This window comes from Neotabrizicola sp. VNH66 (assembly GCF_049445895.1).
In the GTDB taxonomy this organism is placed as follows: Bacteria; Pseudomonadota; Alphaproteobacteria; order Rhodobacterales; family Rhodobacteraceae; genus Pseudogemmobacter.
On the sequence record NZ_JBMSDW010000001.1, the window covers coordinates 101795 to 127585 of the forward strand.

Below are 25791 nucleotides of genomic sequence, written 5' to 3' on the forward strand. Positions count from 1 at the left end.
GGCTTACGCGGCCATCTTCAGCTTGCGGAACACATCGCTGCGCACGACACCAGCACCCACGCGGCGGCGGGCGTGGAAGCGGGCAAGGCCGGTGATACGCTGCGTCAGCAGGTCGGGCATCACGTCCAGTGCCACGCGGTCATAAATGCGATAGCCCGCCTTGAAGTCGCCGAAGATGATGGGCGTGGCAGCCGATGCGACGTTCGGCATGTCCAGCACCTCGACCACCGGGCGGCCCAGAATGGTTTCGGGCTGGCCCGCCTGATAGGACGGTTGCCACAGATAGTTGTTCTGGCCGTCCTTCAGCTTGCGCACGGTCGCAAGCGTGGTGCCGTTCATCACCCATGCCCCCCGGTTCCGGTAGGTCGCGGGCATCGCATAGAACAGGTTGATCAGGGCATCCGGCGACAGGTTGGTAGCATGGCCGTTCAGCGTCTCGGCAATACCTGCGGCGGTCATGAAGCCGGTCGGTTCAGTGGCAAGGGTGCCGTTCACAAAAGCGGTGGCCTCTTTCGCGCCGAAGTCTTCGGCCAGCGCAAGGCGAACCTCGGATTCCACGTTGCCGGAATCTTCCAGCATCCGCAGCGACAGGTCCACATAGGTCGCCAGTTCCTTCACCGTGATTTCGGACTGGCCGAAGGTCGGTTCGGAGGCGGTGCGGGCGGCGGTTTCACCCACCCAGACGGCATTGGTAATGCCGGTTCGTTTCGGCAGCAGAATGGTATGACTTGCCGTGGTGCGCACATCGGCAATCGAACGGATGGGCGAGAACTCCACCAGATTGCGGATGAACTCGCCGGAGGTTTCTTCCGGTGCCAGCACATAGGCCGGGGCATCGGCGGCGACGGTCAGCGCCTTCTGGTCGATCTGGCCGGATTGCAGGAAGCTGACGAACGCTTTCTTGTCTTCACTCGCCTGCACGATGGCAGGGGCACCCGGACGGTTGCCCTTGGCCTCGATCTTGTCGAGACGGGATCGAATGTCATCAAGAGCCTTGGTGTCGATCTGCGGCGCATTGGCCGGGGTCGGCTGATCTTCATTTTCCATGTGAACTTCCTTGTTCAATGTATTGGATTTCAAAGAGGTAATCTGCGCGCCCGGATGGGCCGGGACCGCAACAATGCTGATTTCGTGCAGTTCAAGGGCGCTGATCGTGCGGCCCTTTGCGTGGCGCTTGGCACCCTTGGTGACAAAGCCGATGGACAGGCCCGACACCGCGCCAGCCTTGACCATGGCGCGAACCTCGCGGGCGCGTTCCACGTCATCCACCAGCAGACGGCCCTTGACGGTCAGCCCTTCGGCGGTTTCTGCGATCTGTTCCCAAACGCCGATCACCTGCGCCTGATCATGGCTGAACAGCATGGGCAGCGTGGCCGGGCCGGTGAAGGCCCCTTTCTCGATCACATCGCCCACGCGGTCAGGGGAACCGAAGGGCCATGCAAGGCCCGTAATCTCGCCCGTGTCGGTGACGGCCAGCGCGGCCTTGATCTCGATACGGTCGGTCATGCCGCCACCGGGGCCACCGGGTCAGCTTTGCCATTCCACCGGGCTTCCATGATCTCGAAGGCCAGCGGGAACACCTCGGCCAGCGGGCGGTTTGCTGCGTAGGTGTCGCAAAGGCGCTTGGCATCTTCGGGCGTGGTGCCTGCGCCGATCAGGCCAAGCCGGATGATCTCGCGCAGCACTTCGGCGGGATAGGCCATATTCACCAGCTGGAAATACATCGCACCGACACCAAGGCCGGTAATCCGTTCCAGTTCGGCCAGCATGGGATCGGTCAGGGTGAAGGCGTGTTCACCGTCACCGAAGAAGGCGCGGTGCGTGATCTGGTCAGTCATCTTTGGGTTTATCCTTGGGATCATCCGGCGGCGGGGTCTGGCCGGTCGTGGTCGTGGTGAAGGGATTGGACAGGGTGTTGCCATCGGCCAGCGGCGGCAGGTTCAGGCCCCCGCGAACCTCGTTCGCGGTCATGGCACCCATGGCGCGATATTGGCCGTAAGCGGTCGCACGGGCGGCGGCAGTCGTGGTCAACAGGTCATCGGTGACGAACTCGACATAGAGGCGCTTGCGTTCGTCGGGCGTCAGCAGGCAGCGCGCATAGGCCCAAGCCCAGGACGACAACCAAGGCTTCAGCGTGACTTGCAGGAACTGCCGGGCCATTTCTTCAGTGTTCGACCAAGTGCCACGGGTCAGTTCAAAGAGCATGGTCGGCGGCACCCGGAAGGTGCGGGCGATCTCGCGGATTTGTTCAAGGCGGTTTTCGGCGAACTGCGCGTCCGTCAGGGTCATGGTGACGGATTCATAGGTCATGCCTTCGTCCAGAATGGCGGTGCCACCGGAACGGCCCGCACCATGGGCGGCGGTCCAGCTTGCGGCCAGCTTGGATTTGGCCTCATCGCCAAGGTTCTTTTCGCTGCGAAGGATGCCGCCGGGTTTGCCACCATTGGCGAACAGCTTGGCAATGTGCTGTTCAAAGGCCAGTGCCAGCCCGATAGCCTCGCGGCCAAGTTGCACCGGGGCGATGCCACCAAAGGCGCTGATATGCAGAATGTCTTGGAAGGGCACCCGGCGCTGGCCGTCATCAAAGGCGACGATATAGGACGGTTCACCATCGGGAAGGGTGTCGATCTGGACCGCGCCCGGTTCCAGCCGGTGCAGTTCAAGGGGTGCGCCTGCATCATTGCGCACCACCAGAGCGAAGCCGTGACCATGCAGAAGGGCATCGGTCGTGATCTGAACGCGCAGGGCCTCGGCGCTGGTCCAAGGGTTCGCCTCGTCATGGATCAGGGCATAGGCGGGGTGCGCCTTGTCCGTCTCGCGCGTGTCGCGGTCATAGACCTTGGCGGGCAGGCTTCCCACGGTTTCCGCGATCAGCGACACCGCACATGCGACGGCAGGAACCTTCATGGCAGAACGGGGGCCGATAGAAACACCGGCCCCCGTTCCCGTGATACCGAAAAGCTGGAACGCCTCGGGATCGGTCAGGGTAAAGGACTTCGCTTCCGGCTTGGGGCCGAAGGCTGATTTCAACCGTTCAACAATCTGAAACACAAAACACCGGAAATTCGGGCACTCGTTAATGTGCCAAGAATCTCACAGGTGGAATCCGGGATCAAGCAGAAACGTTATATTATATCATTTCAGGTTGTATTCCGGCAGGGCGTCGATAACCCTCAGCTTTGCTGCAATGCTTACATCGCCATAACCATCGGATGCGGTGCGTCCGGCGTGGCCCTGTATTCCATCCACCACCCGAATATCAGCGCCCATATCCCGCGCCTGTGTCTTGAAGCGGTGCCGCCATGCGTAATTCGGTTGAACACCATCAGGAACGATACCGCTTTCTTGAAGCCAAGTTCCGACTTGGTTTGTCATGCGAACGGCTTTAGCTGCGAACTTCTCAGGGTCTTTGCCGGTATGAAACAATGGGCCTTCCTCGGCCTGTTCCACGAACTGAATGAAGCCCTCTGCGACCACCTGCCGGTGCAATGGCACATCGCGGAAATGACCCGCCTTCATGGTGCCAGCGTCCGGCGTGATACGGATTATCCAGCGGCCGCCCTCTTGGCGAATATCCTCTTTCCGAAGCTGCGTTATCTCGGAAACGCGGGCACCGCTAAAAGCGCATAGAAGCGGAACCCATCGCTTCGCGTTCACAGATGCGGACGTTTCACGGACCCGCCCATATTCATCGGCTTTAGGCTCATAGGACCGGGACAGCTTCAACACCTTGACCGCCTCGGCATCGGTATAGCCCGCCTCGCGGGCACGTTGCTTCTTGGGCTTCGCCTGTTTCACCACAGCGGCGGGATTCTCTGGCAGCCGCTCATTCTCATGCGCCCACTGGAACAGGGACCGAACCGCAGAGAGATACATGTCGGAAACGGTCTTGGCGGAAAGGGTCGCAAGCAACTGGTCGCGCCAGTCCAGAAGGTTCTTCTTGGTGACTTTGCGCGCGTCGTTGTGCCCGAGGAACTTCCGTAGGCTGGCGGCAACGGGGCGCATCCGCTTGCCCCCGTCCTTCATGAACCCCGCAGTGGTGCGGGCCTTGATGTAGTCATCCCAGAGTTTCGACAGGCTCACCGGCTCGGGCTGTTCCTCTGGCAGCTTGGCATTGACGATCAGCGGGTGTTCGGGCTTGCCGGTGAAGTCGCCTTCGTCGCGCTCTGCCACACGCGATAGCGCTTCGTATTCCGCCACACACAGCGCGCGGGCGATCTGGCGCCATTCGTCGGAACCGGGTTCGGCTGTCAGGTTGCCCGCAGCACGGAACCGTTCGATCTTCGGGCCGATCAGCGAAGCAAGTTCAACATCGGCCAGCTTGCCCGCCATGGCATCGCGCAGGCGCTGCACCAGCAGATCGTCAACATAGCCCATCGAGTGCCGGACATCGTTCCGCAGTTCATCGTCAAAGGCGAGACGCTGGTGATAGTGGCTAAGCGCGATCTGATCGGGTGCCAGAGGGTAGCGCGCTTGTGTGTCTGCAACTCTGGCCGGTGCCGTCTTTCGTTCGGCTTGGGCGATATGGTGTTGAAGCTGCGCCACCGCACCCGGCAACAGCTTCATAGCGGTCCTGCGATCAGGCCCGAGAGCCGCCCGCAGTTCAGACTTCCCGACAGCCGCCCGAAGGTCTTTCGGCACCACCAGCCGGGCGAAGAATCTGCCGTCGCGGTTCAGAAGGTATCGTTGTTCGCCAGCCATCACAGACCCGTTTTGTAACAGAGTTTGTAACGGTAGAATGGAAAAGGCCCAGCAAAACAAGGGATTTCCTTAGTTTGCTGGGCCAATAATGGTGGGCGATAACGGATTTGAACCGCTGACATCTTCGATGTGAACGAAGCGCTCTACCGCTGAGCTAATCGCCCGGTGAGGGGCTTCTAGCTGTCCTCGCCGTCGTCTGCAAGAGCCTCTTTCCCGTCTTTCTCGCGCTTTTTGTGCGGACCCCGCTTCAGCTTCAGGGTCAGGAGGGCGGCCCCGTCCTTTTCCGCGGATTTCGCCACGCGGGTCCGGCCCAGGCCCGGAAGATTCAGTTCCTCGCCCCGCGAAAGCGCCTCGCCCAGCTCGGTCAGGGCAGCCTCGACGATCTCCTTCACGCCCTTTTTCTTGCCGCCGGTGGCGTCGGCCACTTTCTGCACGAGGTCGCGGATCTTAAGGCTGGGGGCCTTGGCCTTGGTGTCAGAGGTGTCAGCAGGCACCTCGGCCGCCGCGGCGGGCTCTGCCGCTTTTTTCTTCGTCGCCATTGTGGAAAACACCTCTCGATCCACGATTACAGGGGCAGATTATCCTTGATCCGGAAACGGTTCCACTGATTTGCGCAGGTTGGCTCCCATCACATCACAAGTCATTCACGAAAATGTTGACGAATGACCGGCAGCGGCGCAGGGTCGCATTCTCAGGATGCCCGACTTCGTCGCAGACTATGAGATTTCGCTGTCCGGATCCGGTCAGGAAAAGACCGCCCCGGACAAGATCAATGACCCTGCGCGGGTCGAACCCGGAGGAGAACATGCGCAAACTGACCGTATCCGTTGTCACTGCCCTTGCCCTGTCGGGGGCCACTGCGCAGGCGGGGGGCATGCCCGAAGTCATCATGCAGCCCGAGGTGATTGAGCAGAATACCTCGTCTTCTTCCGCGGGGGTGATCGTTCCCCTGCTGCTGCTTGTGCTGATCGCCGTGGCCGTGGGCGGCGGCGGTGGCGGCAGCGCCCCTGTTCCGCCCACCTGATCCGACAGACCAGCCGGCAAACAGAAGGGCGCCCCTGGGGCGCCCTTCGCGGTTTCATGGCCTTGGCTGTCAGTGCGCCACGGCCTGCGGGCTTTCCGGCGCAGCGCGGCGGGCGGCAGCAGCCGCCTCTTCCGCAGCCTCATCCCATTCCACCGGATCGGGTTGCCGCACCAGGGCACGGGCCAGAACCTCGCGCACATGGGTCACGGGGACGATCTCCAGCCCCTCCTTCACATTTTCCGGAATCTCGGCCAGATCCTTGGCGTTCTCTTCCGGAATGAAGACGGTCTTGATGCCCCCGCGCAGCGCGGCCAGCAGCTTTTCTTTCAGCCCGCCGATGGGCATGGCATTGCCGCGCAGGCTGACCTCGCCCGTCATGGCAATATCCTTGCGCACGGCGATGCCGGTCAACGAGGACACAATCGCCGTCACCATCGCCAGACCGGCCGAGGGGCCGTCCTTCGGCGTGGCGCCATCCGGCACGTGGACGTGGATGTCCATCGCATCGAACTTCGGCGGCTTCACCCCCAGTTGCGGGCTGATCGAGCGGACATAGCTGGAGGCTGCGTCGATCGATTCCTTCATCACATCGCCCAGTTTCCCGGTGGTCTTCATGCGGCCCTTGCCGGGCAGCTTCAGCGCCTCGATGTGCAGCAGATCGCCGCCGACGCTGGTCCAGGCCAGCCCAGTGACCACGCCGACCTGATCTTCCTTCTCGGCCAGGCCATAGCGGAAACGCTGGACACCCAGATAGGATTCGGCCTTGGCCTCATCCACCGCCACCTTCTTCGACTGGCCTTTCAGGATCTCGGTCACGGCCTTGCGGGCCAGCTTCGCGATTTCCCGTTCCAGATTCCGAACGCCCGCCTCACGCGTATAGTAGCGGATGACGTGGTTCAGCGCCTCGTCCGAGATGGTGAATTCACCCTTGCGCAGGCCGTTCGCCGCAATCTGCTTGGGCAGCAGGTGCTGACGCGCGATCTCGCGCTTTTCATCCTCGGTGTAGCCGGCCAGAGAGATGATCTCCATCCGGTCCAGAAGCGGGCCCGGCATGTTGTAGCTGTTGGCCGTGGTGATGAACATCACGTTCGACAGGTCGTATTCCACCTCCAGATAGTGGTCGACGAAGGTGCCGTTCTGTTCCGGGTCCAGAACCTCCAGCAGGGCCGAGGCCGGGTCGCCGCGGAAATCCTGCCCCATCTTGTCGATTTCATCCAGCAGGATCAGCGGGTTGGTGGTCTTGGCCTTTTTCAGCGACTGGATGATCTTGCCGGGCATGGACCCGATATAGGTCCGCCGGTGGCCGCGGATTTCCGATTCGTCGCGCACCCCGCCCAGCGAGATGCGGATGAACTCACGCCCCGTCGCCTTGGCCACCGACCGGCCAAGCGAGGTCTTGCCCACGCCGGGCGGACCGACGAGGCAGAGGATCGGGCCCTTGAGCTTGGTCGAGCGGGCCTGCACGGCCAGATATTCGACGATCCGCTCCTTGACCTTCTCCAGACCATAATGGTCGGCATCCAGCACCTTCTGCGCGGCGCCAAGGTCCTTCTTGGTGCGCGACTTCACGCCCCACGGCACGCCCAGAAGCCAGTCGAGGTAATTGCGCACGACGGTCGCCTCGGCGCTCATCGGGCTCATGGACTTCAGCTTCTTCAGCTCGGCCTCGGCCTTTTCGCGGGCCTCCTTGGACAGTGCGGTCTTGCGGATCCGCTCTTCCAGCTCGGTCAGCTCGTTCTGGCCATCCTCGCCATCGCCCAGTTCCTTCTGAATGGCCTTCATCTGCTCATTCAGATAGTACTCGCGCTGCGTCTTCTCCATCTGGGTCTTGACGCGGGACTTGATCTTCTTCTCGACCTGCAGGACCGACAGCTCGCCCTGCATCTGGCCATAGACCTTCTCCAGCCGCTCGGCCACGGTCAGGGTTTCCAGAAGGTCCTGTTTCTGCGCGACATCCACACCCAGATGCCCGGCCACCAGATCGGCCAGCCGCGCAGGTTCGCGCGTTTCCGATACGGCGGCGATGGCCTCTTCGGGGATGTTCTTCTTGATCTTGGCGTAGCGTTCGAACTCTTCGCCCACGGCACGGACCAGCGCCTCGACCGTGTCCTGATCGCCTTCGGGTTCGTCCAGAATCCGGGCACGCGCCTCGAAGAAGGCGGGATTGTCCAGAAACTCGGTGATCTGCACCCGCGCCTTGCCTTCGACCAGCACCTTCACGGTGCCATCGGGCAGTTTCAGCAATTGCAGCACATTCGCCAGCACGCCCGTGCGGTAAATCCCTTCGGGCGAGGGGTCATCCACCGTCGGGTCAAGCTGGCTCGACAAGAGGATCTGGCGATCGTCCTGCATCACCTCTTCCAGCGCCCGAACCGACTTTTCGCGCCCGACGAACAGCGGCACGATCATATGCGGAAACACCACGATGTCGCGGAGCGGCAGGACGGGGTGGATGGTCAGGGAGGTATCGCTCATTCAATCATCCTTCCATAACGGCAGACAGTGCGGCCCCGGTCATCGGCAGCCATCGCCGTCTCCATAGGATCGGTCTGTTAATTTGTGCTGCGCGCGCGGGGAATTCAACCCGGTCACGGATCGGTGCACTCTGAACCTGCTGGGCCGCGGCTGCAAGCGCGGAACGATAGGCGGGGTCAGGCCCGCAGCACTTGCCGGGCGGGCCGGGCGGGGTCAGGATGGCGGGATTGCACACAAGAGATTGGACCCATCATGCCGACCCGCCGTTCCGTTCTTGCCACAGCCGGGGCCATGGCCGCCGCGGCCGCCCTGCCCCGCCCGCTTTGGGCCGAAGCCGCAGGGGAGAGCCTGCTCCTCGCAGACCTGTCGCGCCTGCCCGCAGCGGCGCTGCAACGCCCGGCCGACGGCCCCGCGGCCGAGGTGATCTGGGCCGATCTGACGGCCATCGCAGCGCAGGGCCTTGGCGATGACACATGGGGGCCGTGGGCGCGGCTGACACAGGGCTTCGGGCTGGAATACCTGGCCTATGGCGGGACCGGGGGCTGGGGCCGCACCGCCGGATTCATCGCAAACGAGGTTCGCCGCTTCACCACGCTGCGGCTGGACGGTGCGGTTGGCGCATCGCTGGTCCTGGATGCGGAGGCCGCGGCGCGCGCGCCCGCGGTGCTGCAGGACTATGGCTATGCGGCGGAAACCCGTGACGGGCTGACGGCGCTGGCCAAAGGCGGGGTGGACAATGCTTCAGATCTTGCGGCCCGCGATCCGGCCAATCCCTTCGGCGGACCGCTTGGCCGGGCATCCCGGGTCCGGATCGACGGGGACCGGCTGGATCAGGCCAGCACATGGCCGCTGCTGGCCGCGATGACCGGGACGGCCGGGCCGCAGGGCCATGCCGATCTGGCGGGGCTGGCCGCCGCACTGACCACGCTGGAGGCAATGCCGCTGCAGGCCATGATGCTGGCCGATCCCTTCGGCCTGACCACCGCGCCCCCCGGCAGCGGCATCGCGCCCTGGCGGCTGGCGCTGCTGGCCGATGTCTTTGCCGAAGGTGCGGACCATGCGCTGGCGCTGTTTTCCTATGACACCGCAGCGCTGGCCGCCGACAGCGCCGCCCGGATCGCCGCGCTGTGGCAATCGCAGCCGATGCCGGACGGGCGCAGCTTTACCGATGTGATCGGCCCGCTGACCACTGGGACCGCGGCAGGCGCCCTGCCCGTGGCATGGGCCCGCGTCACCCAGCCCCGGGGCGAGACGGCGCAGAATCTGGCCTACCGCCGGGTGCTGCAGGCGATGATGCGCGGAGAGCTGACGCCCTTTGCCGCCTAGGCCTGCGCCGCGCGCAGCAGGGACAGGACCGCATCTGCGGGCACGTCCTCGGCCACGAAGGCATGGCCGATGTCGCGGGCAAGGATGAAGCGCAATCGGCCGTCGATCACCTTCTTGTCCTGTCCCATCAGATCCAGCAAAACCTCCGGCCCCGGCAGATCGCCGGGGATATCCGACAGATCGACCTTCATGCCCATGGCGCGCAGATGGGCGCGGACCCGGCTGGGCGCCTCTTGCGCGCAAAGGCCAAGACGGGCGGAGAGATCGAAGGCCAAGGCGCAGCCGATGGCCACGCCCTCGCCATGCAACAGCCGGTCGGAATAGCCGGTGGCCTTTTCCAGCGCGTGACAGAAAGTATGGCCAAGGTTCAGAAGCGCCCGCTCCCCCTCTTCCGTCTCGTCTCGGGCAACGATCCCGGCCTTCATCTCGACGCTGCGGGTGACGGCGCGCAGCCGGGCTGCGGCATCGCCCGCGGCCATCCGCGGCCCTTCGACCTCCAGCCATTCAAAGAACAAAGGATCGCCCAGAAGGCCGTATTTCACCACCTCGCCATAACCGGCCAGAAAGTCGCGCGGCGTCAACGTGTCCAGCGCGGCGATATCCGCCAGCACGAGGCTGGGCTGATGGAAGGCGCCGACAAGATTCTTGCCCTGCGCGGTGTTGATCCCGGTCTTGCCGCCCACGCTGCTGTCGACCTGCGCCAGCAGCGTGGTCGGAATCTGCACGAAGCGCACACCCCGGCGCAGCACGGCGGCGGCAAAGCCCACGAGGTCACCGATGACGCCACCACCGAAAGCCACCACGACATCGCGGCGTTCGACCTTCTGCTCCAGCAGCCATTCGACCGTACGCGCGAATTGCGGCCAGCCCTTGGTCCCTTCGCCCGGCGGCAACGCCAGCGCGCTGACCGCGATTCCCTCGGCGGACAGCGCGGCGGTCAGCCGGTCCAGATGTGCCGCGGCCACTGTCTCATCCGTCACCACGGCCACGCGGGGACGCCGCAGCAGCGGCGCGATCTCGGCGCCCGCCCGATCGATCAGCCCGGGGCCGATCCGCACCTCATAGGCACGATCGCCCAGTTCCACCGCCACCACATTCGTCATCCGCCCACCTCTTCCAGCACATCGGCCCGCGATTTCAGCGCCTCGGCCACGCGGGCGGCCATCTGCTCGACCGCGTAGTCGGGCGAGGCATCCACGACAAGATCGGCCAGCGCATAGACCGGCATCCGCGCCTCATAAAGCGCGCGCAGGGTTTCGCGGGGGTTGGCCGTGCGCAGCAGCGGCCGGTTCTGCTTGTGCCGGACCCGCTGCCATAACAGATCCAGATCGGCGCGCAGCCAGACCGATATGCCCGCCTCGCGGATCAGATCGCGGTTGCGGGCGGACAGAAACGCGCCGCCGCCGGTCGAAAGGACACAAGGCGCACCCCGCAACAAGCGGCCGATCACCTCGGATTCGCGGTCGCGGAAGAAGGCCTCACCGTCACGGGCAAAGATCTCGGGGATCGAGCGGCTGGCCGCGCGGACAATCTCTTCGTCCGAATCAAGGAACGGCACCTTCAGCATCCGCGACAGCGCCGTGCCGACCGCGGTCTTGCCCGCGCCCATCATCCCGATCATCACCACGGTCTTTTTCAGCCGCACCATCGCCTTCACCATGTCGTGAATGCCGCTCCCTTCACCGCCGATTGCGCGCAATGCGTGCCTCAATGGCGTGATCTTGCGCAGAAAGCCATATATAAAAGCCGCAGAGGCCCCGGCCCCGGCCGGATCTCCGGGCGGGGAGCTGACAACCGCGGGGCCGGAAAACCGAAGGCAAGGCAAGGGCAGACGGCATGGGGCGTATCATCAAGGCAGTGTTCATCCTGGCGATTCTGGGGCTGATCGGGCTGACGGCCTTTGCCTATCTGGGCGATCTGACCCCGGCGCAGACCGATGTAACGAAACCCGTGGTGCTGGATGCGAACTGACTCTGGCCTCCTGCGTGCCCTGGGGCCGGCATGCGCGCTGATTCTGGCGGCAGCCGGGCCGTGGCCTGCACAGGCCCAGGATGGTCCGCTGTCGGCCATCGACTGGCTGTCGAAATCGGTCTCTGCCCCCGCAGCGGGTCCGGTTCCCGCCTCGATGCCGGTGCCGCATCCCGACCCGGACGAACCGCCGGTCGCTGCGGGCGGCGCGCTGCCCGAAGCGGTCTCCACCACGCCGCTGGACGGCCCCTCGGCCGATGGCGCGGGGCTGATCGCGCCTGCCGTCTCGGGCCTGCCGCGCGACCTCTGGGGGGTCGGGCTGACCGATGAGATTGCGGCCGCCATCATCCGCGACCGGATGGACAGCCTGCCCGCCCTGCGCCAGCTGTTCCTGACCATGCTGCTGGCCGAAGCCGCGCCGCCCATCGATTCGGGCGGGCGCGGGCTTTTGCTGCAGGCGCGGATCGACAAGTTGCTGCAGCTGGGTGCGCTGGAACAGGCGGCCGCGCTGATCAGCATTGCCGGGGCCGATACGCCCGAGATGTTCCGCCGCGCCTTTGACATCGCGCTTCTGACCGGGAACGAGGATCGGGCCTGCCGCACCATGCAGGAGGCGCCGGGGCTGGCTCCCACCCTGCCCGCCCGGGTGTTTTGCCTTGCGCGCGAAGGCGAATGGGATGCCGCCGCGCTGACCCTGCAGACTGCGAAAGCACTGGGTCAGGTGACGGGCGCACAGGCCGATCTTCTGGCCCGGTTTCTTGAGCCCGATCTGGCCGAAGAGGCTTTTGCCCCGCCGCCGCCCAGCCCGGTCACGCCGCTGGACTGGAAAATCTACGAAGCCATCGGTGAGACATTGCCCACGGCCAACCTGCCGGTGGCCTTTGCCTATGCCGAAATCGGCCCCTCCGCCGGATGGAAGGCCCAGATCGAGGCGGCCGAACGGCTGACCCGTGCGGGAACCATCGCGCCGAATGTCATTCTGGGCCTTTATACCGAGCGGGATGCCGCCGCCTCTGGCGGGGTCTGGGACAGGGTCGATGCGTTTCAGGATTTCGAATCCGCCCTGCGCGCGGGCGATCCCGCCGCCGTGGCCCAGACGCTTCCGGTGATCTGGGAACGCATGCAGGAGGTGGAGCTGGAGGTGCCCTTCGCCGTCCTCTATGGCAAAACGCTGGCCGAGATGAATCTGGACGGAGAGGCCGGCCGTATCGCCTTCCGCGTGGGGCTTCTGTCGCCCGCCTATGAGACGGTGGCCCGCGCCCGCACGCCCGAGGACGGGACCGAGGCCTTTCTGAAGGGCCTTGCCACCGGCAGCATCGCCGGGTTGACCGCGCCCGACAGCATGGGCCGCGCCGTGGCCCCCGCTTTCACCGCGCCCGCGCCCTCTCCGGCCGCATTGTCCCTCCTGGCCGGGCGGCGTCTGGGAGAGGCAATCCTTCTCGCCATCGAAGAGGTGGCCCGCGGCGTCGAAGGCGACATGACCGCCATCGCGCAGGGCCTGTCGCTCTTGCGCAGCGTCGGGCTGGACGGTGTGGCGCGGCGCACCGCGCTGGAGCTGATGATTCTGGAACGGCGTGGCTGAGATGGCTGCCCCTGCAACCGACCACCAGTGGATTTCCACCTTTCTGGACGCCATCGCCGCCGAGGCAGGCGCCGCGCGCAACACGCGGCTGGCCTATGGCCGCGACCTGCTGGATTACGCCGCATGGTGCGCGGGCCGCGGCACCGGCTTTGCCACCGCCGACCGGCGCGCGGTCGAGGATTATCTGGTGTTCTGCGATGCGCAGGGCCTGTCAAAAGCCACCCGCGCGCGGCGGCTGTCCGCAATCCGGCAGCTCTATCGCTTTGCCTTTGACGAAGGCTGGCGCGCGGACAATCCCGCGCTGCGGATCGGAGGCCCGGGCAAGACGGCGCGCCTGCCGCAGACCCTGTCGGTGGAGGAGGTCGGGCGCCTGCTGGAGGCCGCCCGTTCGCAGGGCCGCACCCCGGCCGACCGGCTGCGCAACACCGCGCTGATGGAGCTTCTCTACGCGACGGGCCTGCGCGTGACCGAACTGGTCAGCCTGCCGCAGGCGGCGGTCCGGGGCGATCCCGAGATGATCCTTGTCCGCGGCAAGGGGGACAAGGAACGCATGGTCCCCCTGTCGGCCCCCGCGCGGGTGGCGGTGGCGGACTGGCTGGCCCATCTGGATGCCGAGGCGCCCGCCCTGCGCAAGGCGGGTCGTCCGGTGCCGAAAGCGTTGTTCCCCGGCACGGCGAAGGACGGGCATATGACCCGGCAGAATTTCTTCGTGCTGCTGAAAAGCCTTGCGCTGAAGGCGGGGATCAACCCCGCTACGGTCACGCCGCATGTGCTGCGACATGCCTTTGCCACCCATTTGCTGGCAGGCGGGGCCGACCTGCGGGTGATCCAGACGCTTCTGGGCCATGCCGATGTGGCCACGACCGAAATTTACACCCATGTTCTGGATGACCGTCTGAAGGATCTGGTGCTGACCCGCCATCCCTTGGCGCGGCCGCCCTCTGACAAGACCTGAGCCCCCGAAAGGACCCGATGGACACCGCCTTCTGGCTGACTGCCGCTGCCATCCTGCTGCTTCTGATCGCCTCGGCGTTTTTCTCCGGCTCGGAAACCGCGCTGACCGCCGCTTCACGCGCACGGCTGAAATCGCAGGCCGACAAGGGGTCCCGCGGGGCGGGGGCGGCCATGAAGGTGTCCGAAGACCGTGAGCGGATGATCGGCGCGCTGCTTCTGGGCAACAACGTCGTGAACATCCTGTCGGCCGCGCTGGCGACGGCGCTGATGACCCGGCTGTTCGGCGATTCCGGCATTGCACTGGCCACGCTGGGCATGACGCTTCTGGTGCTGATCTTTGGTGAGGTGCTGCCCAAGACGCTGGCCATCACCTTCCCCGAAGCGGTGGCCTCCAAGGTGGCCCCGCTGGTCCGGGTGCTGATCCTTGTCTTTTCGCCCGTGGTGGCGCTGGTCGGGCTGGTCGTCAGCGGCCTGCTGCGGCTCCTGGGCATTCAGGCCGATGCGCGCGACGGCTATGCCGCGGTCCGGGATGAGATTGCAGGCGCGCTGGCGCTTGGCCATTCCGAAGGTGCGGTAGAGAAAGCCGACCGTGACCGCCTGCTGGGCGCGCTGGATCTGTCGGACCGCACCGTGGACGAAATCATGCTGCATCGCCGCCAGATCGAGATGATCGACGCCGATGCCGGGCCGGAGGCGATTCTGGCGCAGGTGCTGGCCTCGCCCCATACTCGGCTGCCGGTCTTCCGCGGTTCCGATGACAACATCCTTGGCGTGGTCCATGCCAAGGACCTGCTGCGTGAGGTGCACCGTCTGGTGCGCGAGGGCGACGGGCTGGAAGGCGCCCTGCCCCAGCTGGACATCGTCAAGGTCGCGATGAAGCCCTATTTCGTGCCGGAAACCACCACGCTGGCCGAACAGATGCGGGAATTCCTGTCCCGCCGCACGCATTTCGCGCTGGTGGTGGACGAATACGGCGGGTTGCAGGGCCTTCTGACGCTGGAAGACATTCTTGAAGAAATCGTGGGCGAGATCACCGACGAATTCGACGTGGTGCGCCGCGGCGGTCAGGTGCAGCCCACCGGCGACGGTGCCTTTCTGGTGGACGGCGCCATGACCATCCGCGACCTGAACCGCGCGATGGACTGGGACTTGCCCGATGACGAGGCGAACACCATCGCCGGGCTCGTCATCCACGAGGCGCAGATGATCCCGAACGAGGGGCAGATCTTCAGCTTCCACGGCTTCCGCTTCCGGGTGGAGACGCGGCGCGAGAACCGCATCGCCCGGCTGAAGATGCGGCCCCTTTAACGCTTGCCGAAAAGCGTGCCGAAGATGCCGCGCACCACCGCCTGCCCCCCCTTGGTGCCCAGCTGGCGCGCAAAGCTCTTGGCAAAGGTTTCGGTGATGGAATCCGACCGGCGGGCGGTGCCGGTCTTGGTGCTGCCGGTCTTCTTGGGGGCCGGCGCGGGGGCACTGGCACCGCCCGCGGATTTGCTGCCGCCATAGCGTTTGGCCCGGTTGAATCCGTCAGAGGGGTCCGGTTCCTCTCCCTGCTCTGCGGCCGTATCAGCGGCGCGTTTTGCCCGGGCCTGCAGGATTTCCCATGCGCTTTCGCGGTCGATCTCGTGGTCATATTTGCCTGCCACGGGCGAGGCCTGCGCCGCCGCCGCCCGCGCCGCCGGATCGGCCACGCCCAACCGGCTGAACGGCGGGCGGACCAGAGTGCGCTCCGCGATGCCTGGCACACCCTTCGCCTCAAGGAACGAGGTCACCGCCTCGCCCGTGCCCACCTCACGGATCGCCTCCTCGATCGAAAACCGCGGGTTCGGGCGATAGTTCTGCGCGGCCAGCCGCAGGTCCTTCTGGTCCTTGGCGGTAAAGGCGCGGAGCGCATGCTGCACCCGGTTGCCCAGCTGGCTGAGGATATTCTCGGGCACATCGGCGGGGTTCTGGGTGATGAAATAGACACCCACGCCTTTCGACCGGATCAGCCGGGCCACCTGCTCCACCTTGCTGACCAGTGCCTTGGGCGCGTCATCGAACAGAAGATGCGCCTCGTCGAAGAAGAAGACCAGCTTCGGCTTCTCCGGGTCACCCACCTCGGGCAGGGTTTCGAACAGTTCCGAAAGCAACCACAGAAGGAAGGTCGCATAAAGCCGGGGGGCGTTCATCAGCCGGTCGGCAGCAAGGATGTTCACATAGCCTTCGCCCTGCGGGGTCAGGCGCATCAGATCGGCCAGATCCAGCGCGGGTTCCCCGAACAGCTTCGTGCCGCCCTCATTCTCCAGCACAAGGAGCCGGCGCTGGATGGCGCCCACCGAATCCTTGGCCACAAGACCATAGCGGGCCGAAACCGCATCGCCGTTTTCCGCCACATAGGTCAGCAGCGCGCGCAGATCCTTCAGGTCCAGCAGCGGCAGGCCTTCGTCATCGGCCAGCCGGAAGGCCACGTTCATCACACCCTCCTGCGCCTCGGACAGCTCCAGCAGGCGCGACAGCAGCAGCGGCCCCATCTCGGCCACGGTGGTGCGGACGGGATGGCCCTTTTCTCCGAACATGTCCCAGAAGATCGCCGGAAAGGCGCGGTATTCCAGATCGACCCCGATGGTGGCGGCCCGTTTCGTGAACGGCTCATGCGTCTTGGCCGTGGGATCGCCGGGCTGGCACAGGCCCGACAGATCGCCCTTCACATCGGACAGGAAAACCGGAACCCCCGCGGCCGAAAATCCCTCGGCCAGCACCTGGAGCGTCACCGTCTTGCCGGTGCCGGTGGCCCCGGCGATCAGCCCGTGCCGGTTGCCGTATTTCAGAAGCAGGTTCTGCGCAGTGCCATAGCCTTCGCCGCCACCGCCCACAAAGATCGCCCCATCCGTCATTCCTGCGCCCCGTCCTGTCGTCTTGCACCGTCCCACGATACAGCTTTGCCCCCGCCGCGCCAGAGGCCTGCACAAGGCGTTGGGAACCTGCGGGAAAGACAGGTTTTATCCTCAGGATTTGTTGTTCCGCGGGGTTGAAAATACCCGTTGACGGGCAGGTGAAAGCCCCGTAGCGTCCGGACCCAGTAAAGTCGGCCAGTCCGACAGGGAGCAAAAATGAGTGCGCCTCAGGCGCAGGAAAGGGCCGGGAAACCGGCCCTTTCGTCTTTTCCGGCCCCCTCTGCAACCATCGCGCAGAGCGGCCGATCCCGGGGGGCGCAGGGTTCCGCCGCGCACGCTTTTCTGACCTGACAGCGCGTGGCCCGCATGATATTCACGCCGCAACGCAGAGCCGCCCGCACCCGGCGCCACAGCCCGGCTGCCAGCCCCTGCAGGTCCAGAACAAAGGAAACTCGGCCCATGATGACTTCGCGCCTTTCCCTTCTCGCGCTTGTGCTTTCTCTGGGAACGGCCCTGCCCGCTCTGGCGCAGGAAACCGCCCCCGCCGAAGGGGCGCCCGCCGATGGCAGCACCTCCAGCGACCTTTCGATGGGGGTCGAGGTTGGCAGTGGTGAGACGAAGGTGGGCGACAGCTATATTGCCGCCAAGTTCGAATCCTGGGAACAGCGCTGCGTCAAGACCCCGACCGGCGCCGATCCCTGCCAGCTGTATATGCTCCTGAAGGACAGCGAAGGGTCGAACGTGGCCGAACTGTCGATCTTCAACCTGCCCGAAGGGTCGGAAGGCCCGGCCGTGGCCGGTGCGACCTTCATCGCCCCGCTGGAGACGCTGCTGACCGCGGGCGTGCAGCTGGTCGTGGATTCGGGCAAGCCCCGCGCCTATCCCTTCACGCTCTGCACCCAGATCGGTTGCGTCGCGCGCATCGGCTTTACCGCCGAAGAGATTGCCCAGTTCAAGAAGGGTTCGAACGCGGTCCTGACCATCGTGCCGTTTGTCGCCCCGGACGAACAGGTAAAGGTCACCGCCTCGCTGAAGGGCTTCACCGCCGGATATGATGCAGTGGCCGCCGCCAACAAGGTGGCCGATGCCGCCGCGGCCGCCCCCGCTGCCGCAACCGAAGCGCCTGCCGCCCCCGCCGCGCCCTAAGCTGCGCGCCCTAAGCGGCCCGCAGGGCCAGAACCGCGTTCAGCCCGCCGAAGGCGAATGAATTCGACAGCGCCGCATCCACACGGGTGCGGCGCGCGTCATTTGCGACATGGTCCAGCGCGCAATCCGGGTCGGCCCGATCCAGGTTCAACGTGGGCGCGATGATCCCGTCGCGCAGCGCAAGGATGCAGGCCAGAAGCTCGATCGCGCCGGTGGCACCGATGGCATGGCCGTGCATCGCCTTGGTCGCGCTGACCGGCACCCGGTCTGCCGCCGCGCCCAGAACGGCGCGGATCGCCGCCGTCTCGGTCCGGTCATTGACCTGCGTGCCGGTGCCATGGGCGTTGATATAGCCCAGATCACCCGGAGACATGCGCGCTTCCTCCAGCGCCGCGCGCATCGCCGCAGCCGCCCCTTCGACCGAGGGCACCACCAGATCGGCCGCATCCGCCGTCATGCCGAAGCCCGCCACCTCAGCCAGCGGCACAGCCCCCCGGGCCGCGGCGCGGGCGGCATCCTCCAGCAGGAAGACCGCGGCCCCTTCGCCCATCACCATACCGTTGCGGGCGGAGTGGAACGGGCGGCAGCCGTCGGGTGACAGGACACGCAGCCCCTCCCAGGCCTTGATGCCGCCGAAACACAGCATCGCCTCGGCCCCGCCCGCCAGCATGGCCGGGGCCACCCCATCGCGCACCATGCGGAAGGCCAGCCCGATCGCGTGGTTCGAGGTGGAACAGGCCGAAGACACCGCAAAGGACGGCCCGGTCAGCCTATGCCGCATGCCGACCTGGGACGATGCCGCATTCAGCATCAGCCGCGGCACCGTCAGCGGCGGCACCCGGTTTTTCCCCTCGGCAAAGACCGCGCGGTAATTGTCTTCCCAGGTGGAAATGCCGCCCGCCGCGCTGCCGATGACGACACCTGCGCCTTCCGCGGCGCCCGGTCCGGCCATGGCCATGGCCTCATCCGCGGCCACCAGCGCGAACTGGCTGAACCGGTCCAGCTGCGACAGCAGGTTGCGGGGAAAGCGTACGGCCTCGTCCCAGTCCCGCACCGCAGCGCCGATCCTGACCGACAGCCGGTCGGCATCGCGGAAATCCAGCGCCCCGATCCCCGACCGTCCCGCCGCAAGGGCCGCAAAGGTGCCCGGCACGTCCTGCGCCAACGCATTGACCGTGCCCGCGCCGGTAATGACGACCCGCCTCATTGCGGCTTCTGCGCCACCAGTTGTTCCACCGCGGCGACCATGCGCCCCACGCTGGAAATGTCGAAGGCCGGCGCCGCGTCCGGTTCGCCGGGATTGAACGGCACGGTGATGTCAAACGCCTCTTCTATGGCGAAGATCGCCTCGACCAGGCCCAGACTGTCCAGACCCAGACTTTCGGGCGCGGCGGTCAGGTCAATGTCGGCGGGGTCCAGCAGGGCCTGCGCGGCCAATATGCCGATCACCTGTTCCGCAACCGTGCGCATCGCCGCCCGCTCCCTCAGTCGTCACCATGTCCGGTGTCATGCCCCGCGCCGGGGACCAGCTTTTCCAGCCCCGCCACCCGCGCGGCCAGCCGCGGCAACCGGCGCAGCGCCTTTTGCATTTCGACATGCGCCTCCATCTTCACCGCCGGATAGCCCAGCAGCACCCGGCCCGCGGGTGCATTGGTGAAGATCTTGGTCGCCCCGCCGCAGATCACATCGTCGCCCACGAAGATGTTGTCATTCACGCCGCATTGCCCGGCCAGCACCACGCGGTTGCCGATCCGCGCCGATCCGGCGATGCCGACCTGGCCGCAGATCAGGCAATCCTGCCCGATCTGAACGTTGTGGCCGATGTGGACAAGGTTGTCGAGTTTGGTGCCCCGGCCGATGACGGTGTCGCGGATCGTGCCGCGGTCGATGGCGGTATTGGCCCCCACCTCCACATCGTCACCGATGGTGACGGCACCCAGAGAATGAATGCGGGTCCAGCTTTGCTGGGTGATCGTATCGCGCTGGCCAAGCGTCTGGCGGATCTCCTCGACCCCCGATTTCTCGGGCGTGACGAAAGAGAACCCGTCCGAGCCGATGACAGCGCCCGGCTGGCAGATGAAACGGTCGCCGACGGTGACCCGCGCACCGATCCGCGCGCCCTGCAGGATCAGCGCCTCGGCGCCGATGCGCACCCCTTCGGCGATAGAGGCATGGCTGGCGATCCGGGCGTTCGGCCCGAGGGTCACACCGCGGCCGATCACCACGAAGGGGCCGATGGCCGCGCCCTCACCAATCTCGGCCGAAGGATCGACCACGGCCAGCGGATGCACGCCCGGCGCGATATCCGGGCCCGCATCCAGCATCCGGGTCAGCCCGGCCATGGCCAGCCGTCCGCGCGGCGCAAAGATCGCAGCCTTCAGCCCCATGCTGCGCCAGTCGGCGCCCGGCCAGACGACCGCCGCCTGCGCACGGCCCTTGCCGATTCCGTCCGCATAGCGCGGGTCCATGGCCAGAGCCAGCTGATCCGGCCCAGCCGCCTGCGGCTCTGCCGCGCCGGTGACCCGCAAATCCAGCGCACCTTCGGCCTCTGCGCCAAGGGCTGCGGCGATCTCGCCGATGGAATGCGACATGAGCCTCTCCCCGGGGAGTTGTCCCCGCGGAAATGATTACTGCGAAACCGAGGGCAAGGCCACCCCGGCCGCCGCAAGCGCATCCCACAGCATGGCGTCACGGTCATAGACATCTGCGCGATAGCCGATGCGGCCAGAGGCTTCCGGATAGGCGGTGAAATAGACCAGATGGACCGGGATCACCCGCTCGAACTTCACCGGACTTTCCAGACCGGATTTCAGATAGCCGTCGAACTCTTCCTCCACCGCATGGGACTGCGCCGAAAGCAGCACATGGGCAAAGTCGATGGGATCGGCCAGACGGATACAGCCGTGGCTATAGGCCCGCACATCATGCGAAAACAGGGATTTCGCAGGCGTATCATGCAGATAGATGTTGTACTTGTTCGGGAACATGAACTTCACCTTGCCAAGCGCATTGCCGTCACCCGGCGGCTGGCGCAGGCCATAGGGGAAGCTGCGCGCGGTGAAGCGGGCAAAGTTGACCGATCCGCGCGGCACCACGCGGCCCGCGCTGTCGATCACCTGCAAATGGCTGACGGCATGCGGATTGCCCTGCAGAAGCGGCAGGTATTCGTTCACGATGATCGACCGCGGCACGCCCCAGGACGGATTGACCACCATGTGGTTCATCTCGTCCGAGAATTCCGGGGTGCGGCGGTCCATGTCCTGCCGCCCGATGACGGCGCGGGTGCTGAAGGTCAGCACACCGTCATCCAGAATCTTTGCGGTGAAATCCGGCAGATTGACCCAGATGATCCGGCCTGAACGGTCGATGTCCATCCAGCGCTCGCGCTCCATGGCGACGAGGATGGATTTCATCCGCTCTTCCGGCGGCACGTTCAGATGGGCAATGGTCTCGGCGCCGGCGGTGCCGGTGACCTTCAGCCCGTTTTCGGTCTGATAGGCGGAAACCGCGGCCTCGATGTCGCGGTCATAGGTCTGGGTCGCGCTGCGGTGGAGATAGCCCATGGCGATCAGCCGGTCGCGCAGCGCCACGACTCGTCCGCCCTGTGCGCCGGGCCCAAGCGCGCCGCCGCCCGGCACAACCGGGCCCCAGCCGCCTTCGGTCATCGCGATTTCAAGTCCGATCTTGGCCTTGACCAGCTGCGCATAGACATTGGATTGCGGCAACAGGTCCTGCATCGCCTGCCAGGGATTGCCCTGCGTCACCGCCAGCATCAGCGCCTGCGGATCCTCATGCACGATGTCGCGCACGATGGTGCTGTCGATCGCCTTCGGCTCCAGCATGCCGGAGGTCAGATCGTCCGCCCAGGTCAGGTAGCTGCGCGTCATCGCCACTTCCAGACGGGCCAGATCCTCGGCGGTGGTCACCTGCCCGAAGGCGGCCTGCAGGCCTTCCAGATCATAGCGGGCGGGCGGCAGGCCGTGATCTGCCGCCGTGGCCAGCGCCGAAAACAGCGCGGTGCGCCGTTCGGCATCGGTCTCTCCCGTCCAGACCGGAACGTAGTCTGTGCTGCGATACCAGTCCGCCACCGCCTGATCGGACGAGGCCGCCGCAGCCATGGTCTGGAGGAAAGTCGTCACCTCCGCCCTTGCGCCCGGGGCGGTGCCGATCAGCGCCAGAACCACCGCCGCCGAGGACAGAAGACGGCGGACAAAGGGGCGGCGCGCGAGAATCGGCAACATGGAAAACCTCTGGCTCTGGAACAGCATCTGATTGACACACAAAGGATTCAGGCTTTTCCGCTGTGCTGTCCATTCACAAACCTGCGGGATCGGGCCGAAGCTGCGCCGAACCCGTCAAGCCCGGTCGATTTGCGCCAGACCGTTGCATCGGCGACACGCCGCGTGCTGCCGCCGCATTCAGCAAATATTTGCCTATTTGACGGACCAAGGGGGAACCGGCGGCAATCTTTGCTTGGGCTTCGAATCGTGCTGTGCCATAACTTCGGCAGCACCTTGGGGAAGTTGTGCGAAAGAAGCTGCCGGACAGGCGGCCGACTGGACTAAACGGGACAGGCTTCTGATTATGACCGACACGGGATCGAACGGGTTTTCGCGGCGCAACCTGCTGCGGATCTTTGCTGCAACCGCCATCGTGGCAGCACCGACCTATTCCAAGGCTTTCGGCGTGCTGAAAGGCGCGGGCGATATCCGGCGGATCCGGATGTATTCCGGCCGGACCGGCGAAAGTATGGACACGATCTACTGGATCGAAGGGGAATATATCCCCGAGGTTCTGAAGGAAGTGAACCATTTCATGCGCGACTGGCGCACCGGCGATGCCCTGAAGATGGACCCGCGCAATCTGGATATCATGGCGGCATCGCACCGTCTGATGGATGTGAGCGAACCCTACATGCTTCTGTCGGGCTACCGCAGCCCCAAGACCAATGCGATGCTGCGCTCCAAATCCTCGGGCGTGGCGAAGAATTCCCTGCATATGGTGGGCCAGGCGGCGGATCTGCGGCTAAAGTCGCGCTCGGTCGGGCAGATGGCCAAGGCGGCGGCGGCCTGTGCAGCAGGTGGTGTCGGGCGCTATTCGCGGTCGAACTTCGTGCATATGGATTGCGGCGCGGTCCGCAGCTGGGGCGCCTGAGGCACAGAATCGGACCGGACGAAGCGGCGCCCCTTGAGGGCGCCTTTTCTATTGCGCCGCCGCGATCAGGGCCGCGATCCGGTCCCGCCACAGCAAGGCCTCCTCCTCGGACCGGAATGCTGCGGCCTCCGGCGCGCGCCCCCGGGGCAGCGGCTGGCGAAGGATGGCAAAGCGCCCCTCCTCCGAATCGCGCAGGATCACCCGGGGCGGTGACAAAGCGGCCAGCGGAAACTCATCCACCCTGACAAGCCAGCCGCCACCGCGCCGGCAGGTGGCGGTGCCGGTGTCCGGATCAAGCCGCAGCTCTGCCGTCCAAACCAGCGCCACCCGCAACAGGAAGGCCGCGAAGGTGACCGCCACAAGGATCACCGTCACAGCCAGCAGAAGGACAGGCGCGGGCCGTGTCCATTCCGCATGCACCAGATAGGGGGCCGGAATCACCACGCCGATCCCGACCGCCAGAACCAGGATGAAGCTACGCAGCGCCACCGGAATTCTGCCTTCGCGCAGAACAATGGCAGGCCCGTCCATCGTCAGCATGCTGGCCCCTGTCCCGCAACCGGCGCGCGCTCAGTCCTCGTCCGTCAGATAATCGCGCGGGTCGCCGCCCTCAGGGTCCGGCGCCTGAGAGCGGCCCCGGAAGCCCTGTGCCACAACGAATTTCTCGGAACTGTCGGCGCGGCTGGACGGGGGTTTCACATTGGCGACCTTGGTGAAATTCCGCTTCAGCTCGGCCTGCATGTGGTTTTCGGCGCCCCCGGCCAGCACCTTGGCGACGAAGGTGCCACCCTCTTCCAGCACGTCATAGGCGAATTCCAGCGCCGCCTCGATCAGGGCGACGATGCGCAGGTGATCCGTCCCCTTGTGGCCACTGGCCGCGGCCGCCATGTCGGACATGACCACATCGGCGCGCCCGCCCAGCCAGCCCTTCACCTGTTCATCCGCACCGTCGGACAGGAAATCCAGCTGGTGAAGTTCCACCCCGGCGATCGGCTCCACCTCCTGCAGATCCACGCCGATGATGCGGCCCTGTGCCTTCTTGCCGTTCTCGCCCAGCGAGTTGATGCGCGGCACAGCCACCTGACACCAGCCGCCGGGCGCACAGCCAAGGTCAACCACCCGGGCGCCGGGCTTCAGAAAGCCGAAGCGGTCATCCAGCTCCATGATCTTGAAGGCCGCGCGGCCGCGGTAGCCCTCTTTCTTCGCGCGCGCGACGTAGGGGTCGTTCAGCTGCCGCTCCAGCCAAAGGGTGGAGGACAGCTTGCGCCCCTTGGCGGTCTTCACCTTCACCCGCAGGTCACGTTGTCCGCGGCCCGAGGTGTTCTTGCCGGTGGGCGTGCCCGAGGGCCCCTTGGTCGGCGGTTTGGTCACAGGTAGGGTCCTTCTTCCAGAACGCCGTCCGCGCTCATCTGTGCATAAAGCAGCCCCTCGCGCAGGCCGCGGTCGGCCACCGAAAGCCGGTCGGTCGGCCAGATCCGCATCAGGGCCTGCAGGATCGCCGCGCCCGACATGATCAGCGTATGCCTGTCCCGCCCGATGCGCGGATCGGTGCGGCGGCCTTCTGGGCCAAGGGAAAGGTAATCGCGGATGACCGAGTCGATCTGCGTGCTGGTCATCTGCAACCCGTCCACCTTTGCCCGGTCATAACGGCGCAGGCCCAGCCATGAGGCGGCCACCGTGGTGATCGTGCCCGAGGTGCCGATGATCTGGAACCCCGCCCGCGGCGCCTGCGCATGATAGGGGCTAAAGGGGCCAAGCTGTTCCTCGAAGAACCAGCTCATCAGGGCAAAGCGGGCCGAATCGTCCTCGACATCGCCGAACTGGTCTTTCAGCGTGGCCACGCCCAGGGGAACAGAAATCCAGTCCACCACCCGCGCAGCCCCCGCACCCGGCGCGTTGAACCCCATGCGCAGCTGCATGATCGCGCGGGCGCGTTCATCCGGCGCGACCGAGGAGAGGTCGATCCACACCAGCTCGGTCGAGCCGCCGCCGATATCCACGATCAGCAGCTGTTCCGTCCGCGCATTGACCAGGGGCGCGCAGGAGATCACGGCCAGCCGCGCCTCCTCCTCAGCCCCAATGATCTCCATCTGCAGGCCCGTCTCGCGCCGGACCTGCCGCATGAACTCCCGCCCGTTGCGGGCGCGGCGGCAGGCTTCGGTCGCCACCAGCCGCATGCGGGTGACGCCGTGCTTTTCCAGCTTTTTCTGACAGATGCGCAAAGCCTGAATGGTGCGCACCATCGAAGCGCGTGACAGCCGCCCCGATGACTCCAGCCCCGCGCCAAGCTGCACGGTTTTGGAAAAACTGTCCGTGACCTGAAACTGGCTGCCCCTTGGCTGGGCAATCAGCATCCGGCACGAATTCGTACCAAGGTCCAGCGCTGCATACAGCGCTGTCCCCCGGCCTGCGGGGACGGACGATCCGACCGCAGGGGAACCGGGGGGTGCCGGCTCGACCGATGCGGGGGTCGCGTCCGCCCTTTGGGGACGCTCGGGCGCCATAACCGCCCTCCAACTGTGGTTGCCCCCAAAGTAAGCCCTGGGGTGCCCCCTTGGCAAGGCGGCCCTCACAGGAATGCGACA

General features: G+C 65.6%; 24 protein-coding genes and 1 tRNA gene. 8 read left to right on the plus strand and 17 right to left on the minus strand.

From position 1 onward, the window contains the following. Window positions 1–3: 3 nt before the first annotated feature. From ACO2Q5_RS00545 to ACO2Q5_RS00570, 6 genes are all read right to left on the minus strand, one after another. Window positions 4–1506 carry a phage major capsid protein gene (locus ACO2Q5_RS00545; RefSeq protein WP_423287387.1) on the minus strand — a complete coding sequence of 501 codons (1503 nt, stop codon included), beginning with the start codon at window positions 1504–1506 and terminating at the stop codon, window positions 4–6. After that, window positions 1503–1838, minus strand: a complete 336-nt coding sequence (locus ACO2Q5_RS00550; protein ID WP_423287389.1) for a gene transfer agent family protein — start codon at window positions 1836–1838, stop codon at window positions 1503–1505. Before ACO2Q5_RS00550 ends, ACO2Q5_RS00545 begins: the two co-directional genes overlap by 4 nt. Continuing rightward, window positions 1831–3030 carry a phage portal protein gene (locus tag ACO2Q5_RS00555; RefSeq protein WP_423287391.1) on the minus strand — a complete coding sequence of 400 codons (1200 nt, stop codon included), beginning with the start codon at window positions 3028–3030 and terminating at the stop codon, window positions 1831–1833. Before ACO2Q5_RS00555 ends, ACO2Q5_RS00550 begins: the two co-directional genes overlap by 8 nt. A 105-nt stretch (window positions 3031–3135) precedes the next feature. Continuing rightward, entirely contained in the window at window positions 3136–4701 is a 1566-nt protein-coding gene (locus ACO2Q5_RS00560) for a DUF6538 domain-containing protein (RefSeq protein ID WP_423287393.1), read from the minus strand. A gap of 89 nt (window positions 4702–4790) precedes the next feature. Next, window positions 4791–4865: transfer RNA gene (locus ACO2Q5_RS00565), tRNA-Val, on the minus strand. A gap of 12 nt (window positions 4866–4877) precedes the next feature. Beyond that, window positions 4878–5240: an HU family DNA-binding protein gene (locus ACO2Q5_RS00570; RefSeq protein ID WP_423287395.1), complete on the minus strand. Its 363-nt coding sequence runs from the start codon at window positions 5238–5240 to the stop codon at window positions 4878–4880. A 266-nt stretch (window positions 5241–5506) separates the two neighbouring features. On the opposite strand from ACO2Q5_RS00570, the gene ACO2Q5_RS00575 reads away from it, so the two are divergent. Beyond that, window positions 5507–5725, plus strand: a complete 219-nt coding sequence (locus ACO2Q5_RS00575; RefSeq protein ID WP_423287397.1) for a hypothetical protein — start codon at window positions 5507–5509, stop codon at window positions 5723–5725. A gap of 69 nt (window positions 5726–5794) precedes the next feature. Here the strand turns inward: ACO2Q5_RS00575 and lon are convergent, their stop codons facing one another. Then, window positions 5795–8200 carry an endopeptidase La gene (gene lon, locus ACO2Q5_RS00580; protein WP_423287399.1) on the minus strand — a complete coding sequence of 802 codons (2406 nt, stop codon included), beginning with the start codon at window positions 8198–8200 and terminating at the stop codon, window positions 5795–5797. Window positions 8201–8452: 252 nt separating this feature from the next. Here lon and ACO2Q5_RS00585 point away from each other — a divergent pair, with 252 nt between their 5' ends. Beyond that, window positions 8453–9526, plus strand: a complete 1074-nt coding sequence (locus ACO2Q5_RS00585; RefSeq protein WP_423287401.1) for a hypothetical protein — start codon at window positions 8453–8455, stop codon at window positions 9524–9526. On the opposite strand, the gene aroB is transcribed toward ACO2Q5_RS00585, so the two are convergent. Then, window positions 9523–10629, minus strand: a complete 1107-nt coding sequence (gene aroB, locus ACO2Q5_RS00590; RefSeq protein ID WP_423287403.1) for a 3-dehydroquinate synthase — start codon at window positions 10627–10629, stop codon at window positions 9523–9525. The genes ACO2Q5_RS00585 and aroB overlap by 4 nt on opposite strands. Further along, window positions 10626–11174, minus strand: a complete 549-nt coding sequence (locus ACO2Q5_RS00595) for a shikimate kinase (RefSeq protein WP_423287989.1) — start codon at window positions 11172–11174, stop codon at window positions 10626–10628. The genes aroB and ACO2Q5_RS00595 overlap by 4 nt, the downstream gene beginning before the upstream one ends. Before the next feature lie 188 nt (window positions 11175–11362). Between ACO2Q5_RS00595 and ACO2Q5_RS00600 the strand changes: the two genes are divergently transcribed. From ACO2Q5_RS00600 to ACO2Q5_RS00615, 4 genes are read left to right on the plus strand one after another with little or no spacing between them, the layout of a single operon-like run. Further along, a complete protein-coding gene (locus ACO2Q5_RS00600; protein WP_423287405.1) occupies window positions 11363–11497 on the plus strand; it encodes a hypothetical protein in 135 nt (44 codons plus the stop codon). Further along, complete coding sequence (locus ACO2Q5_RS00605; RefSeq protein ID WP_423287407.1) at window positions 11487–13076, plus strand: hypothetical protein; 1590 nt, start codon at window positions 11487–11489, stop codon at window positions 13074–13076. The genes ACO2Q5_RS00600 and ACO2Q5_RS00605 overlap by 11 nt, the downstream gene beginning before the upstream one ends. Window position 13077: 1 nt before the next feature. Then, window positions 13078–14031, plus strand: coding sequence for a site-specific tyrosine recombinase XerD (locus ACO2Q5_RS00610; RefSeq protein WP_423287409.1), 954 nt, complete (start codon window positions 13078–13080; stop codon window positions 14029–14031). Window positions 14032–14048: 17 nt separating this feature from the next. Further along, on the plus strand, window positions 14049–15338 hold the full coding sequence (locus ACO2Q5_RS00615) for an HlyC/CorC family transporter (protein WP_423287411.1): 1290 nt from the start codon (window positions 14049–14051) through the stop codon (window positions 15336–15338). Here ACO2Q5_RS00615 and ACO2Q5_RS00620 read toward each other — a convergent pair. After that, window positions 15335–16906 carry a helicase HerA-like domain-containing protein gene (locus ACO2Q5_RS00620; RefSeq protein ID WP_423287413.1) on the minus strand — a complete coding sequence of 524 codons (1572 nt, stop codon included), beginning with the start codon at window positions 16904–16906 and terminating at the stop codon, window positions 15335–15337. The two genes, ACO2Q5_RS00615 and ACO2Q5_RS00620, sit on opposite strands and share 4 nt — an antisense overlap. Before the next feature lie 459 nt (window positions 16907–17365). On the opposite strand from ACO2Q5_RS00620, the gene ACO2Q5_RS00625 reads away from it, so the two are divergent. Then, window positions 17366–18052, plus strand: coding sequence for an invasion associated locus B family protein (locus ACO2Q5_RS00625; RefSeq protein WP_423287415.1), 687 nt, complete (start codon window positions 17366–17368; stop codon window positions 18050–18052). A gap of 10 nt (window positions 18053–18062) precedes the next feature. Here ACO2Q5_RS00625 and ACO2Q5_RS00630 read toward each other — a convergent pair whose 3' ends face one another. Genes ACO2Q5_RS00630 through ACO2Q5_RS00645 form a run of 4 tightly spaced genes read right to left on the minus strand, consistent with a single transcriptional unit; the run spans window position 18063 to window position 22293 of the window. After that, window positions 18063–19259 carry a beta-ketoacyl-[acyl-carrier-protein] synthase family protein gene (locus tag ACO2Q5_RS00630; RefSeq protein ID WP_423287417.1) on the minus strand — a complete coding sequence of 399 codons (1197 nt, stop codon included), beginning with the start codon at window positions 19257–19259 and terminating at the stop codon, window positions 18063–18065. Continuing rightward, window positions 19256–19522, minus strand: coding sequence for an acyl carrier protein (locus ACO2Q5_RS00635; protein WP_423287419.1), 267 nt, complete (start codon window positions 19520–19522; stop codon window positions 19256–19258). Before ACO2Q5_RS00635 ends, ACO2Q5_RS00630 begins: the two co-directional genes overlap by 4 nt. Window positions 19523–19536: 14 nt before the next feature. Then, a complete protein-coding gene (locus ACO2Q5_RS00640; protein WP_423287421.1) occupies window positions 19537–20643 on the minus strand; it encodes a UDP-3-O-(3-hydroxymyristoyl)glucosamine N-acyltransferase in 1107 nt (368 codons plus the stop codon). Window positions 20644–20679: 36 nt separating this feature from the next. Beyond that, complete coding sequence (locus tag ACO2Q5_RS00645; RefSeq protein WP_423287423.1) at window positions 20680–22293, minus strand: L,D-transpeptidase family protein; 1614 nt, start codon at window positions 22291–22293, stop codon at window positions 20680–20682. A gap of 343 nt (window positions 22294–22636) precedes the next feature. Between ACO2Q5_RS00645 and ACO2Q5_RS00650 the strand changes: the two genes are divergently transcribed. Continuing rightward, complete coding sequence (locus ACO2Q5_RS00650) at window positions 22637–23206, plus strand: YcbK family protein (RefSeq protein ID WP_423287425.1); 570 nt, start codon at window positions 22637–22639, stop codon at window positions 23204–23206. Between the two features lie 48 nt (window positions 23207–23254). Here the strand turns inward: ACO2Q5_RS00650 and ACO2Q5_RS00655 are convergent, their stop codons facing one another. From ACO2Q5_RS00655 to ACO2Q5_RS00665, 3 genes are read right to left on the minus strand one after another with little or no spacing between them, the layout of a single operon-like run. Next, window positions 23255–23746 (minus strand): hypothetical protein, encoded by a 492-nt coding sequence (locus ACO2Q5_RS00655; protein ID WP_423287427.1) that lies wholly within the window; start codon window positions 23744–23746, stop codon window positions 23255–23257. Window positions 23747–23776: 30 nt separating this feature from the next. After that, on the minus strand, window positions 23777–24577 hold the full coding sequence (locus ACO2Q5_RS00660; RefSeq protein WP_423287429.1) for an RlmE family RNA methyltransferase: 801 nt from the start codon (window positions 24575–24577) through the stop codon (window positions 23777–23779). Next, window positions 24574–25710 carry a Ppx/GppA phosphatase family protein gene (locus ACO2Q5_RS00665; RefSeq protein WP_423287431.1) on the minus strand — a complete coding sequence of 379 codons (1137 nt, stop codon included), beginning with the start codon at window positions 25708–25710 and terminating at the stop codon, window positions 24574–24576. The genes ACO2Q5_RS00660 and ACO2Q5_RS00665 overlap by 4 nt, the downstream gene beginning before the upstream one ends. Window positions 25711–25791 lie beyond the last annotated feature (81 nt).